Origin of the sequence: Campylobacter concisus (genome assembly GCF_003048575.1) — a bacterium.
GTDB classification, from domain to species: domain Bacteria; phylum Campylobacterota; class Campylobacteria; order Campylobacterales; family Campylobacteraceae; genus Campylobacter_A; species Campylobacter_A concisus_U.
On sequence record NZ_PIRZ01000003.1, the window covers coordinates 13,597 to 27,872 of the forward strand.

Annotated in this window: 14 protein-coding genes; 11 read left to right on the forward strand and 3 right to left on the reverse strand. The window is 37.1% G+C overall.

Annotated elements, in window-relative coordinates:
- Window positions 1–2 precede the first annotated feature (2 nt).
- From CVS84_RS04220 to CVS84_RS04260, 9 genes are all read left to right on the forward strand, one after another.
- The gene (locus CVS84_RS04220) at window positions 3–923 is read left to right on the forward strand and encodes a respiratory chain complex I subunit 1 family protein (protein WP_084041928.1); all 921 of its coding nucleotides are present in this window, start codon (window positions 3–5) and stop codon (window positions 921–923) included.
- A gap of 1 nt (window position 924) precedes the next feature.
- Window positions 925–1,569, forward strand: a complete 645-nt coding sequence (gene hyfE / locus CVS84_RS04225) for a hydrogenase 4 membrane subunit (protein ID WP_021091711.1) — start codon at window positions 925–927, stop codon at window positions 1,567–1,569.
- A 2-nt stretch (window positions 1,570–1,571) separates the two neighbouring features.
- Window positions 1,572–3,053 (forward strand): hydrogenase 4 subunit F, encoded by a 1,482-nt coding sequence (locus CVS84_RS04230; protein ID WP_021091695.1) that lies wholly within the window; start codon window positions 1,572–1,574, stop codon window positions 3,051–3,053.
- A complete protein-coding gene (locus CVS84_RS04235; RefSeq protein WP_107691304.1) occupies window positions 3,050–4,786 on the forward strand; it encodes an NADH-quinone oxidoreductase subunit C in 1,737 nt (578 codons plus the stop codon). The genes CVS84_RS04230 and CVS84_RS04235 overlap by 4 nt, the downstream gene beginning before the upstream one ends.
- A complete protein-coding gene (locus tag CVS84_RS04240) occupies window positions 4,783–5,322 on the forward strand; it encodes a formate hydrogenlyase complex iron-sulfur subunit (RefSeq protein ID WP_107691305.1) in 540 nt (179 codons plus the stop codon). The genes CVS84_RS04235 and CVS84_RS04240 overlap by 4 nt, the downstream gene beginning before the upstream one ends.
- On the forward strand, window positions 5,319–6,143 hold the full coding sequence (locus CVS84_RS04245) for an NADH-quinone oxidoreductase subunit B family protein (protein WP_087580373.1): 825 nt from the start codon (window positions 5,319–5,321) through the stop codon (window positions 6,141–6,143). The genes CVS84_RS04240 and CVS84_RS04245 overlap by 4 nt, the downstream gene beginning before the upstream one ends.
- The gene (locus tag CVS84_RS04250; RefSeq protein ID WP_107691306.1) at window positions 6,140–6,484 is read left to right on the forward strand and encodes a formate hydrogenlyase maturation HycH family protein; all 345 of its coding nucleotides are present in this window, start codon (window positions 6,140–6,142) and stop codon (window positions 6,482–6,484) included. Before CVS84_RS04245 ends, CVS84_RS04250 begins: the two co-directional genes overlap by 4 nt.
- Window positions 6,484–6,930, forward strand: a complete 447-nt coding sequence (locus tag CVS84_RS04255) for a hydrogenase 3 maturation endopeptidase HyCI (protein WP_107691307.1) — start codon at window positions 6,484–6,486, stop codon at window positions 6,928–6,930. Before CVS84_RS04250 ends, CVS84_RS04255 begins: the two co-directional genes overlap by 1 nt.
- A gap of 216 nt (window positions 6,931–7,146) precedes the next feature.
- Window positions 7,147–8,007: a formate/nitrite transporter family protein gene (locus CVS84_RS04260; protein ID WP_107691308.1), complete on the forward strand. Its 861-nt coding sequence runs from the start codon at window positions 7,147–7,149 to the stop codon at window positions 8,005–8,007.
- Window positions 8,008–8,100: 93 nt separating this feature from the next.
- On the opposite strand, the gene CVS84_RS04265 is transcribed toward CVS84_RS04260, so the two are convergent.
- Window positions 8,101–8,739 (reverse strand): Crp/Fnr family transcriptional regulator, encoded by a 639-nt coding sequence (locus CVS84_RS04265; protein WP_107691309.1) that lies wholly within the window; start codon window positions 8,737–8,739, stop codon window positions 8,101–8,103.
- A gap of 143 nt (window positions 8,740–8,882) precedes the next feature.
- A complete protein-coding gene (locus tag CVS84_RS04270; RefSeq protein ID WP_107691310.1) occupies window positions 8,883–9,296 on the reverse strand; it encodes an acyl-CoA thioesterase in 414 nt (137 codons plus the stop codon).
- Between the two features lie 90 nt (window positions 9,297–9,386).
- On the opposite strand from CVS84_RS04270, the gene ciaB reads away from it, so the two are divergent.
- Together ciaB and CVS84_RS04280 are read left to right on the forward strand one after the other, a co-directional pair.
- Window positions 9,387–11,228 carry an invasion protein CiaB gene (gene ciaB / locus CVS84_RS04275; RefSeq protein ID WP_107691311.1) on the forward strand — a complete coding sequence of 614 codons (1,842 nt, stop codon included), beginning with the start codon at window positions 9,387–9,389 and terminating at the stop codon, window positions 11,226–11,228.
- A 534-nt stretch (window positions 11,229–11,762) separates the two neighbouring features.
- Window positions 11,763–13,565: a putative bifunctional diguanylate cyclase/phosphodiesterase gene (locus tag CVS84_RS04280; RefSeq protein ID WP_234411897.1), complete on the forward strand. Its 1,803-nt coding sequence runs from the start codon at window positions 11,763–11,765 to the stop codon at window positions 13,563–13,565.
- Here the strand turns inward: CVS84_RS04280 and CVS84_RS04285 are convergent.
- Window positions 13,558–14,097, reverse strand: coding sequence for a hypothetical protein (locus CVS84_RS04285; RefSeq protein ID WP_107691313.1), 540 nt, complete (start codon window positions 14,095–14,097; stop codon window positions 13,558–13,560). The two genes, CVS84_RS04280 and CVS84_RS04285, sit on opposite strands and share 8 nt — an antisense overlap.
- Window positions 14,098–14,276: the final 179 nt, after the last annotated feature.

Here is a 14,276-nt window from a genome sequence, read left to right on the forward strand (position 1 = left end):
AAATGCAAACTATACTTTTAATGATATTTCAAGTAGTCGTTATCGTTTTGGTAGCTCCTTTGTTTGATGGTATGGCAAGAAAACTAAGGGCTAGACTTCAATCAAAACAAGGTAGCGATTTCTTTCAAACATATCGCGACATTATAAAACTCTTTAGAAGAGGAAGAACTGTGCCTGAGTGCTCTCACTGGGTATTTAGATGGGCTCCATTTTTCCTTTTTGCAACTTCAGCTGCAGTACTAGCTGCTATACCTATAACATACAGCAAAGATACTGTTTTTGGAGCGTATTCAGATATATTTGTGATCCTTTATCTTGGCGCATTGCTTAGATTTGTATTTGGTGCAGCTTCAATGGATAGCGGCAACCCATTTGCAGCAACAGGTGGCGGCAGAGAGCAAATGCTAGGCGTATATGTTGAGCCAGTTATGATCATGTGCTTAATCGTAGTAATGCTTGCAGCTAAAACATCAAATTTAATTGAGATCCAAGAGATGGTAAAAACTGGCGTTATCGGATATCAAATCCCAAGTTTTGCCGTAGCTTCTATCGCATTTTTATGGTGTATGTATGTTGAGACTGGCAGAAAACCATTTGACGTAGCTGAAGCTGAGCAAGAGCTTCAAGAAGGCTTGCTTGGCGAGTACGCAGGTAGCGACCTTGGTTTAGTTCAAGCATCACTTATATTAAAACAGTTTGCTATGATCGGACTTTTCCTAACTATATTTGAGCCATGGAATTTTAGCAATCCTTTCTTAGCTATTATCGTTTTTGTGATAAAAACTGGAGTATTTTACGTAGCAGCTGTCTTTATAGACAACTTTGGACCACGCTTTAAAATGACTTCATCTTTACGCAAAAATGCGCTTGGTGCACTTGCTATCTCGTTTGTTGCACTAACACTTTATGTAGTAGGAGTGTGAGATGCAAACACTTGATATTTTAGCCATTTGCATGATTGTAACTTCGCTTGCGGTTTTTGGTCTTAGAAGCTTAAAACTCTCAATCATCGCTTATGCGATTGAGACACTACTTTTAGTTAGCATATTTTTCTTGCTATCTGAGAAATTTAACGCCGAGCAGCTTAAAACTTGGGCGATCGTTGCATTTTTTACCAAAGTTTTGCTTGTGCCAGGAATTTTATTCTGGCTTATCAAAAAACTTGGCGTAGTTAGCGAAGATGAGCCAGTTGGTGGATTTTTTGTAAGCCCTGTTATCGCTATGGGATTTTCTCTAGCTCTTTCAATGAGTATCCACCCTATATTTTTAAAATTCTCTCTTATTAAAGAAGAGATCATGCTAATCGCAGCTGGAACGGTCTTTATGATGGGAATTTTTGGCTTCATGCTAAGAAACTCATTTATAAAACAAATTCTAGCTTACTGCTTGTTTGAAAACGGTATCCACCTAAGCCTTGCTCTAATGGCTTATAACTCACATGAGTTAGTCGAGCTTGGAATTTTAACAGATGCGATATTTGCCGTTATCATCATGAGCATTTTAGCGATTAGATTTTATAAAGCTTATGATAGCTTAGATACTTCTAAAGCTTCAAATTTAAGGGGTTAGAGATGGATAGTTTAGCTTTAATACTTATCTTACCGCTCCTTGGTGCTTTGGTCTTGTTTTTGAGTCCTAAAAATTATGCGGTATTAAGCGGACTTCACGTTTTGTTTTCTGCTGCGACATCGGTGGCTTTACTTAACAATGTTCTTAAAGTCTTAAGTAGCGGAACTTTTTATAGTTTTGATAAATTTTTGTTTTTAGATAGCTTAGGCTGTGTTTTCTTGGTGCTTATCGCTGTAACTGGATTTATAGTAAATTTCTACTCTATCCACTACATGAGATGGGAGCTTGAAGACGGACACATCCACTTAAGCGATCTTAAAAAATATTATGCACTAAGCCATGTATTTATCTTTACAATGACTTTAAGCGTTATTTGCAACAACGTTGCGTTTATGTGGGCAGCTATCGAGGCAACAACTCTTGCTTCAGTATTCTTAGTCGCTATCCACAAAGATCAAAAATCAACAGAGAGTGGTTATAAATACATCGTTCTTTGTTCAATCGGCCTAGCATTTGCACTTTATGCGACTGTTCTTCTATACTCAGCTACATTTAGTACTCTAGGAGATGGCGAAGCTTCTATGCTATTTTCAAGCATAATGGCAAATGCTAAAAATTTAAACCCAGATGCAGCAAAACTTATCTTTGTATTTGCTCTAATTGGTTTTGGTACAAAAGCTGGTCTTGCTCCAACTCACACTTGGCTACCAGACGTTCACGCTGAAGGTCCAGCACCTATTTCAGCTTTGCTTTCAGGTGTACTTTTAAAATGTGCGATGCTAGCGCTCTTAAGATACTACGCTATCACAGCTCAAGCAGTTGGATTTAGCTTTGTTGAGGGCATAATGATCGTTTCAGGAACTATCACTCTTTTTGTAGCGGGATTTTTCCTAATCAGACAACACAACGTAAAAAGAATGTTTGCATACCACTCAATCGTTCACATGGGCGTTATCGCATTTGCACTTGGTGTTGGCGGTAAATTTGGTCTATTTGCAGCGATATTTCACTGCTTAGCTCACAGCTTCACAAAAGCTTTGGCATTTTGCTCAACAGGCAACATTGCAAGAATTTATGGCCACAAAGATATGAGTAAGATGGGCGGCATGGTTAAGATCGCACCGATCACCACTATAATGTTTGGCGCGGCTGTTTGCTCACTAGTCGGTGTTCCAGCATTTGCTATATTTGTTAGCGAGTATAACGTCTTTGTAGGAGCTATCACAAGCGGTCAATACATCGCAGTTGCGCTATTTGCTATTGCACTTGCAGTTATTTTCATAGCTGACTTTGCACACTTTAACATGGCAAGCTTTGGCGAGCCAAAAGGTGTGGTTGTTCATAATAAAGAGATGAGTTTGTTAGAGAATTTACCTCTTATAGCACTTTGTGCCCTTATCATAATCTTTGGCGTATGGCACGTAGATAGCTTTTATACGCTAGTAGATAACGGTGTTAATATAATGATGGGAGCTTTAAAATGAGAGGCGATAAATTTATAGAAATCCTAAAAACCAAGGTAAAAATTTTAGAAGTAACTCGTCAAGCAGACGATCAAATCACAGTTTTGGTTGATAGAAATGATCTTCCACTAGCTGTTAAAACACTTTATTATGATATCGGCGGCTTTATAAGCACGATGATACCAAATGACGAGCGCCAGATAAATGGCAGCTTTGCGCTTTATTATGCTCTTTCAATGGAAGGTAGTAAGATGACTGAAGCGGACGACTTTGCAGCTGAGGATAAGTGCTTTATCACTGTTAAAACGCTTATCCCAGGAAGCGATCCGACATTCCCATCAGTTACCCCGCTAGTGCCAGCTTGTGTTTGGTATGAAAGAGAAGCTTATGATATGTTTGGTTTGGTAGCCGAAGGTTTGCCTGATAAAAGGCGTCTAGTTTTAAGTGATGACTGGCCAGATGGACTTCATCCACTTAGAAAAGATGCGATGGATTATCGCTACCGCCCTGATCCGGTTGACCATAGAGATGAGCCTGATTCTGAGTTTTTGTTCCCAACAGGTGATGCAGTAGTTGATGTGCCACTTGGACCACTACATATTACTTCAGATGAGCCAGGTCACTTTAGACTTTTCTGTGACGGCGACGAGATCATCGACGCTGACTACCGCCTCTTTTATCAACACCGCGGTATGGAAAAGCTAGCTGAAAATAGAATGAACTATGACCAAATGGGCTATCTTGCAGAGAGAGTTTGTGGAATTTGTGGTTATGCTCACGCTATTGCTTGTATTGAAGCAGCAGAAAAAGCTATCAAGCTTGAAATTCCACTAAGAGCTCAAGCTATACGTGTCATCTGTCTTGAGATCGAGCGTCTTCACAGCCACCTTTTAAATATCGGTCTAGCTTGTGAGGTCACTGGTAACTACAACGCTTTCATGCACATCTTTAGAGTTCGTGAGTACTCTATGGAGCTAGCTCAGCTTGTAACTGGTGGACGTAAAACATACGGCAATGTCGTTATGGGCGGCTTAAGACGTGATATGACAAACCAAGAGATCAAAAAAGGTATCGAGATCATAAATAAACTTGATGTTCAAATTTCAGAAATTTGGGACGCAGTTATGGAGGATAAACGCCAAATCGGACGCTGGAAAGGTGTAGGTATCTTAGACCGTCAAATAGCACGTGACTTTAGCCCAGTTGGTCCAAATATGAGAGGCTCTGGCTTTAAACGCGATAACCGCTACGATCACCCATACGACTTTTTTAAACAGATAGAATTTGAAGTAGCAGTTGAGCACGGTTGCGACGTATTTGCTCGTGAGATGGTTAGATATAAAGAGCTAAAAAGCTCTATTCACATCATCCGCCAATGCTTTGAGCTAATGCCTCAAACCCCGATTATGATCGATCCTGTGACTATGATCAAACCTGAGAATTTTGCACTTGGTCATGATGAAGCACCACGTGGCGAAAATGTTCACTGGATCATGCAAGGCAGCGCTCAAAAAGTATATCGCTGGAGATGTAGAGCGGCTACTTATAACAACTGGCCAAGCCTAAGATATCAATTTAGAGGAAACAACATAAGTGACGCTGCGCTTATCGTTTGCTCACTTGACCCTTGCTACTCATGCACTGAGCGTGTTACATTAGTAGATGTAAGGACTAAAAAGAGCAAAATTTTAACAGAGAAAGACCTTAAAAAATTCTGTCAAGATGGCGGGGTTAGTAAGAAGGATTTAAGATGATGAAGTTATTTGACATCACAGAAAAATATGGAAAAGCGACATACGCCTATCCATTTGAGCCATATATTGTTCCTGAAAATTTCCGTGGTCAGCCAAACTATACATACGATCTTTGCATAGGTTGTGCAGCTTGCGGTATCGCTTGTCCTAGTAACGCGATAGAGCTTAAGATGAACGATGAGCAAACAAAGCTTGTTTGGGAATTTGACTGCGGGCGCTGTATATTTTGCGGTCGCTGCGATGAGGTTTGCCCAACTGGAGCTGTAAGACTTAGCGATAGCTTTGAGCTAGCGGTTAAATTTGACAAGAGTGCTCTTATACAAAGGGGCGAGCTTGAGATGCAAACTTGCAAATGCTGTGGCAAGCCATTTACGCCAAAAAGGCTTATAAATTTTACTCTTGAAAAGCTTGGCACAGCAAATTTACTTCCAGGCAGACTTGAAGAGACAAAAGACTACCTTTATATCTGCCCAGAGTGCAAGAAAAATCAATCTGCTGAGAGGCTAACAAAAGGCATTGAGGAGGCTATAAAATGAGTCTATATCAAGTCCCAGAGGACATAAAAACAGCAAATGATCTAACTGCAAAGCTAGAGCATCTAAAAAATATCAAAAGAAGCTTTAGCGTTTATAGGATCGACTGCGGAAGCTGTAACGGCTGTGAGATAGAAATTTTTGCAGCTATTACACCGATGTGGGATCCTGAGCGTTTTGGTTTTAAACTTGTAGCAAATCCAAGACATGCTGATATTTTACTTTGCACTGGTCCTGTAACAAGACAGATGTATTATCCGCTCCTTCGTGCTTATGAGGCGACTCCAGATCCTAAGATCGTAGTTGCTCTTGGTGCGTGCGGAAGTAGTGGTGGAATTTTCCACGACGCTTATAGCGTTTGGGGCGGCATCGATAAGATAATCCCAGTCGATGTCTATATCCCAGGCTGTCCTCCACACCCAGCAAGCATTATTTACGGCCTTGGCATGGCTCTTGGTATCATCGATCAAAAACTTCATAAAAAAAGCTATGAAGAAGATAACACATTGCCACCTTCAGTTGAGAAGTCAGTCATAGGCGATATCTTGTTTGAGCGTGATTTACAAGCTGAAAGCAGAAGGCTAATGAGCTATATCTTTGGTAGAATCCTTTTTGAAAAATATATGAGTGCTATCAAATGCTCAAAAGATGTTCATGACCCAAGCATCTCAAGAGAGGCTGTGCTTACAGCTATTAAAAAAGAGGAAGATCCTAGATATGCTGAGTGCATGGGGCTTTTGCATAATGATGTCTATCTAAAATATGCAAAAGCTGATAAAAGCTTTGCAATAGACGTTGATAGCGAGGTTTGGAGTAAGAGATGATACAAGTTTATAAGCTTACAAAAAGGCATATGGACGACAACGACAAGCTTCCACGCGAGTTAAAGGAGATAAAAGTTTTCTCCACTTGCGTGGGACACGGCGTTGGCACGATAGACTTTAGCGAGAAAATTTTAGAGCTAAGCGATGAGGAATTTGACGAGATGATCAAAAACTCAGGCGAATACGTGAAATTTAAAATCGGAAATTTAAGCAAATATTTTGAAGTTGAAATTTTTGCCGAGCATATCGCTAAACTCTTGCCACAGCTTTGTGAGTGTAAGCTTAAAGAAATTTTGGCAAATTTAAAAGAGGGATATATCGTGCTTAGGAAGGACTTTTGATGAAAAAGGCCATCCTTTGCATCGGTAATCCTATGCGTGGCGATGATGATGTGGGTAATGAAGTAGGTCGCATCGTAGAAGCTGAGCTAAAAGAGTGGAAGGTCTTTTTTGGGCAAGATGTGCCTGAGAATGAATTCTCGGCCATTAGAGAATTTGCGCCTGAGATTTTGATAGTCATCGATGCGATGAGCGGATTTAGCGAGGATAAGATAGAGTTTTTCGACCTAAGTGACGATAGAGACTATATCTACTCAACTCACAATCTCCCAACTCCAGTACTTTTAAGCTATTTGCGTAAAATTTGCCCAAAGACGCTTTTTCTTGGCATTAGCGTCTTGCTCGAAAATGTCTTAAATTTTGAAGAAGGCCTTAGCGAGCAGGCTAAAAAAAGTGCCAGAAAAGCTTTTTTAAGAATTGTAGAGATTGATAAAAATTTAGTTGGTTAAATTTAGCTAAGGAGAAATTTAGCCTAGTTGGTTACTAAAGGTAAAATTTGTTCGTATCCTAGATAAAAGGTAAAATTTTAGGCGAAAAGTAGTTAAAAATTTGCTTTTTGGATAGTAAGCGTTAATCTTAGTCTTTAGTGCTTTTTTAAAGTGTTAAACTTTGGTCGCAAAGATGAGCTTATCATCTGCGAAATTGGAAATAAAAAGGAGAATGTGATGTTAAATCCGGCAGAAACTGCACAAGCGGTCTCAAGCTCTATGGAGCATAAAGCTAATATGCCACTTGCAAGCATTATTATTCTTGCTATCATGGCTGGAGCTGCTATTGCTATGGGCGATATTTTTTGGGCTCATTCGACTGTGGGCATGGCTGAAAACCAGTCTATTGGCCTTTCAAATTTTATCGGTGGTATCACATTTAGTTGTGGTCTTATGATGGTTGTTTTTTACGGTGGTCACCTTTTTACAAGCTCTGTTTTAAGTGGTGTTAGTGCATATGAAGGCAGGCTAAAACTAGGACAGACTATTGGATACTGGGCTATCGTTTGGATATTTAACTTCGTTGGTGGCGCGTTAATCGCTTATATGTATTATTACTCAGGTTTGCCACTAAAGTATGATGGCTATATCTTGCAACACTTCGTGCCATCTGCAATTGGTAAGATCACAGCACCGTTTCACGAGCTATTTATTCGTGGTATATTTTGTAACATCTTTGTCTGCATGTCTATCTGGACTGCGACTAGCGAGAGCAGCTTGTCTGGTAAATTCTTTGCCATTATGTGGATGATTGGCGCGTTTGTCGCATGTTCTATGGAGCACTGCGTGGCAAATATGTTCATCATAACCGAAGCCATCATTTCTAAGGCTCACTACATCGCAGCAAGCGGTGGCGATATCAATGCTGCAGCAGCACTACTTCATACAACAGTTGATAAGCTAGAAGTGCTAAACTGGGGAAATTTCATCGTTAAAAACCTAGTACCGGTTACTCTTGGCAATATCGTCGGAGGAGTTTTCTTCGTTGGTTTGGCTGGCTTTGTGGCTAATAAATTTGAGATGAAGAAAAAAGCTTAAAACTCTTAGTCTTTGCTTTTTAGCAAAGACTAATCTTTTAAAATTACTCTTTTTGCTAGTAATTATCTTTATTTTATTAAAAATTTTTGATTTTTAATTTGTGTAGCTTTCAAGTTTTTCGTAGTCTATTATTAAAAACTCATGTGGCGTTATTTTTCTTATAATGTCATCTTTTATAAGCTCATTAAATGTAGTTGAGGCACTTTGTCTTTTAAGCCCCACAAAGCTTGATAGCACTTTTAAAGAAAATGGCAAAAAGAGGTAATGATATCCATTTTGCTTTAGATCTTGCTCGCGTGCAAGTTCGATTAAAAAATTTGCAATCCTACCCTTTGCATCTTCAAAAAGTATTGATTTTATGATCTGACGTTGCACGATGATGGCGTTTAATGCCGCTTTTAAAATTTCATCTACTACTTTTATATTTGATAAAATTTCACCTATCTTACTTAAGCTTATGGAGTAAATTTTGGCATCTTCTAAAATTTCAAAAGCACAATTATCATCAAGAACAGCGATATTATTTGCCTCCAAGCGGTAGAGGATAAATTCTTCCCCGTCTTCAAAAAATGAAAGCTTTGCACAGCCACTTTTTAAGAAAATGATTTCAATCTCTTCTGCGTAAATTATGCTTGTTTTTGGAAGATTTTTGTACTCAAATTTATCAAGTTCGGATTGAGTTAGGATATCTAAAATTTGTGTTTGCAAAAGGCCTAAACGTGACTTTTTCATGATTCTCCCAAAAGTAGTTTTGGATTTTATCTTAGAAAGTATTTAATCAAGTTGAAATTTTTGCCTTTTAATTTTTAAATTTCAATAATTTTTAAAAGTAGTATTAATTTTCAAAGAAGGTTGCATAAAACGCAACCAAATTTTTAAAATCCGTGAAGTTTTTTTAGATTTTCATCTATAGGTTTTTTATGTCCATCTTTTGTCACGCTGACGTAGGTTGCGATGGCGCTTGTAACGTGTATACTCTCTCTAAAACCACCGTCATTTAGCCTTAGCGCAGTCACTTCTATCTGTGTTGTTATCGACGTTTTGCCAACCGCGATGATTTTAGCGTAGCAACTTAGCACATCGCCAACAAAGACTGGTTGCTTAAAGATGATCTCTTTCATAGAAATCGTCACAACACGCTCTGGAGAAATTTCCCTTGCAGCTTGTGCGCCTGCAAGGTCGATCTGGCTCATTATCCAACCGCCAAAGATATTGCCAGCTGAGTTTGTATCTTTTGGCAGCATGACTTGTTTTATGCGTGGCTCACCAAAATCTTTTAAAATATCCATTTTTTGCCTTTTAGATGTTAAAATTTTTGGTTGATTGTAGCAAATTTTAAGGCTTTATGCTAAAATCTTGCAACTTCAGGGGATAAAAATATGAATGATTTTAAAAGATTAAACGAACTTACAAAAGAGCAAAAAAATAAGTTAAATGCTATTTATAAAAATTTAGACGATGACATTATAAACGAAGCTGTTAAAATTTGTGGTCTTGCTGGTACACCAAGCCAAAAACTGGCTCTTGCAAGAAGGATAATAGATCTTAAAGTTGATCCGCTTCAAAATGAGCTAAAAAAGCTAAATTTAGGCGAAAACGAGCAAAAACGAGTGCTAAATTTAATGTATAACTACGTTAGAAATTTATATGAAAATCTGCACGCCAAGCTTTTAGAAAAGGCCAAAGAAGAGAAAATTTTAGATCCGTTTAACCAAGCTTTTGTGCAGGCTATGCATGAACTTGGGCTTAGTCTAAATGCGTGGCAAATTTCATGGCAGGATCGTATTATCGACACTACAAACAAAGAGTTTGAGACTAAATTTAAAGATCTAAGCCAGGCAAATGAGTTTATTACTAAAAATGCTTTATTTCAGTGTGATAGTAACGGCGTAAGGGCCGATAGAACGTATGGCGCGGTAGTAAAAGAAGGTAATAAATTTAGCTTTTTGCCTTATGCACTTGCTTTTAAAGATGAGGTGAGAGAGCTTAAAAGCGTCTTTGCTAAAAATCTTGAAATTTTAAGAAATTTAGCCAAAAATGACGAGCAAAAATCTTATGTCAAATACCTTGAAAAGCTACAAAATGCCTTTTGTGAAGAAGATAATACAAAGGTGATAAACGCTTGGCAAGAGGCTGAGATAGCGTGGATGGATGTAAAAGGTGCGCTTCAGCCGGGTCATCCACTAGAGTACTACGAGGATGCCTACACGCACGCAGTTGCGCTAGAGTGGGATATCAGGCTGGTTGATAGCGAGGGCATTGATGAGCTTAAATTTAAAGAAAAAGTGGCAAAAACTTACGAAAGCGTTTGCGAAAAGATCAAATTTGATAACGCCGAGACAAACAAGGTAGTTAGCGAAAATATCGCTAGAACGCAGCTTTATATAAGCGTGCCGATGATCTATTACGCAGCGGAGCTAAACGGGCTTTTTAGCGCTCAAGTCGTACCAAATGATGAGAGTGTGAGCGAAAAATGTGGCAAGAAAATTTTTGCCTTTGTAAATCACGTCTATGAGGGCGCAAAGGCAAAGCCTTTTATGAAGCTTGGGGCTGAAATTTTTAGCAAGGAATTTTTGGATTTTGGTAGAGAAATTTTATTTCTAAAGCCAAAAATTTGGAAAAAAGTTTATGAAATCTCAACCATTGGCCATGAGTTTGGGCACATCCTCTTTATCGGACTTGATACCGAGATGAGTATGAATAAAAGTGGCGTCTTTAAATTCATAGAAGAGTACAAGGCGACGACTGGCGGGCTAGTAAATTTCTTCTTGCACGAAGAGGCGGAGTATAAAATGGCCGTCTTTCACGAGCTAATAGCTCGTGCTGTTGGGCTTATCGCGTGGCGAAAGGTCGATGAGGTGAGGGCTTATTACTGCGAGGGACTCATACATCTTAGCTTGCTTTTTAGGGCTGGTGTGCTTAAATTTGACGGCAAGCTAAGCGTAGATATGAGCGAGCAAGCTTACTCTAAATTTAAAGAAATTTGCTTAGAGAACTACTATGACCTAGCGCAAACATACGCTAAAAAAGATGATGCGAGCACATTTTTGGAGAAATTTTGCCAAAAAGATGAACTAAGCTATTTGCCAAAAGATGAAGAGTGCAAGAAATTTGTTGAGCATTTTTACGCTAGATACGAAGCTATCGGCAACGACGTCGATGATAGTGGTGAGTGGCAAAGGTGGCAAAGTTTAGCCAAAAAGGCAGAGAAAGATAGATAAAGACGGAACATGATAAGTAAAATAAGTAACGAAAATCAAGTATCTTTTTTATTTATGTTGATACTTTTTTGTGTATATGTTGTTAGTTATTTTATTGCTAGTAGTTTTTATAATGACATAATTACTGCTCTATTTGATTTTATGATCACATTATTTATCTTTTTAAAGCTAAAAGAGACAAGAAATTTAAAAACATATTGGATATATATATTACTAGGCCTTACTTGCTGGGTAGCATCAGATACTATGTGGATGCTATATGATAAGGTTGATTTTCTTAAACAATTTCTTTCTAAAGTCAATTTTATACAAATCTCATACTTGGTCTCATATTTTATGTTTGCATTTTCTGCTTTTTACATTTTGATCAAAAATTTGAAAAATTTATTTTTAATGCAAGTATTTGTGGACTCAGTCTCTATTTCTGCAATATATTTTAGTTTTATGTGGTTTATGATTTTTGATAGAAGCTTAACTCAAGTTTTAAGTCAAAAAGATTTTTTTAATCTAAGTTACATCGCCATAGATTTATTTATGTTTTGTACTTCATTTATTGCATTTTTTTCACTTAAATTTTCAAAAAGAAGACTATCTATACTTTTATGCTTGATAGCACTTATTGCAATAAGCACTTATGATATTTTTACCACCACAATGGATTTTTGGATAGATGAAATATCCTTTTTTGGATACGACATTGTATTTAAGAGTTCATTTTTTATGTTGTTTGTTGCTGCGCTTCATTTAAGAGAGGGTGAGGCAAATCTAAAATTTAGGGCGCTCAGAAACGATTTTGATAAAATTTTAATACAAAAGCTATTTGTTTTTGCCGTATTTTTGACGATCATGATCTTGTACTCTTGGAAGATAAATTTGACATGGTTATTTTCTATTTTAGTTACTTTGCTTGCATACGGGGCATTATCTTATACATTTTCTAATGTTAGAAAGATGGATATTTTAATTAAACGTGAAATACATATCAAAAAAGTATTAAATAATCAGATAGAAAGTAAAGTAAAAGAGCTTGAAGAGACAAATAGGCACCTACAAAGGATCAGTAAATATGATTATCTAACGAATGCTCTAAATCGCCAGTATTTTATCGCAAGGCTTGAAGAGATGATAAAGTCAAAGGCGCTTGGCGAAAAGATAGATATTTATAGTATTGACATAAACCATTTTAAAGCGATAAATGACTCGTATGGGCACTATATCGGCGATGATGTAATAGCAAAGTTTGCTTCAAATATTGAGTCAATATTGCCACCAAATGATTCTTTATTTGCAAGGTCTGGCGGAGATGACTTTATCGTTGTTGTCAAGCAAAATGAAAATGTGCATTGCAGGGAATTTTTGCACTATCTACTAAAAGCTATTTCAGAGCCAATCGTTATAGATGATTATAAAATTGTACTTGATGCGAAAATAGGGATTAGCTCGACACAAACTAGTGAAATTTTGGCTGATGATTTTATCATGCAATCAGAAGCAGCACTAGAAGCAGCAAAAAAAGACGCATCTGAAAAGTATGTTTTTTATAATGATATAAAAAGCATGATTCAGGATAGAAACTATATAGAAATATTGCTAAATAGCATAAGCTTTGATGAAGAATTTGAGCTAAAATTTCAGCCCCAATATCTAATAGAAGGTAAAAAAATAGTAGGAGCAGAGGCTCTTGTTAGGTGGAACTCTCCTATAAAAGGTCCGGTAGATCAATCAAAATTTATCCCAATAGCCGAACAAAGCTCGATTATCAATGCGATAGGAAAATGGGTGGCAAAAAATGCTATAAAACAAATGGCCTTTTGGAATGAAAAATATAATACAAACCTAAAAATAGGCATAAATATCTCACCAAAACAGATTGATAATATAAATTTTGCATCTAAATTTTTAAGCTATATAGATAGATACGGCATCGATCCATCTTGTGTAGATGTTGAGATCACTGAGGCCAGCCTCGTCAATGCTGAAGAGATGATGCAAAGTGCGTTATCTGAGCTTTCAAATAGAGGAATTTGCATCTCCATAGATGATTTTGGTACCGGTTTTTCATCAATGAATTACATCAAAAAATATCCTATGAGTCGCCTAAAGATCGCTAAAGAGCTGATAGATAATATTGCTAAAAATGATATAGATAAAGACGTGGTAAAAAGCGTTATAGCTTTGGCTAAAAATGTGGAGCTAAAGACTATTGCTGAAGGTGTCGAAGATGAAACCCAGCTTGAAATTTTAAGAGAGCTTGGATGCGATGAGGTGCAAGGGTATCTTTGGGGCAAGCCAATGAGTGCAGAGGATTTTGAAAAGCTTATAATAAGCGCTATTTAAGCACACTCGTTGCGCTAAAATTTTCAAATTTTAAAATATCTTTATGGCAAAGTTTGGCCAGCTCATTTATCATTTTTGAGCTAGCTTCATCTTTTGGGATTATTAGATGAATCTTTTCTGCTAAAAAAATGATAAAGATATTTTTGAGTTCATAAATTTCACTAACTTCATTTAGGTCAAATTTTTCATTTTCTTTGGGTTCGCTTTCATAGTAAGCCAGAAATTTCTCATTTACTTCAAAATTCATTTGCTTTTGAACATCTGAAATTTCAATTCTTTTTAATGCAGCTATGCGACTTCTTTTTAAAAAAATAGGATAAAAAATGATCCAAAATATAGCAAAAACAGCTCCGATGACAGTAAAAATTTTACTTTTTAATAGCATATCAGCAACAAAACCAGCTATGAGAGCCTCTGTAAATACCATAAAGGTATTTATAAAATATTGTTTCCTTGCTGCTTTTGATAGAAATAAGTTAAAAGATTTATAATCTATTAAATTTTGTCCATTTATGACGATATTGCACTTCATAAGATACCTTTGTGAATTTTAAAATTTTTTGGGAAATTATAACCAAAAGCAAAGTCAATTTTTGTATAATTTGAACTATTTCTTAGGAGAGGGACACTATTTTTTTAATATCAAAATCATCTATAACTGGCATGCGAAAATGGATCTTAGTTGCAGTTGTAGCGCTATTCGTATTTGCA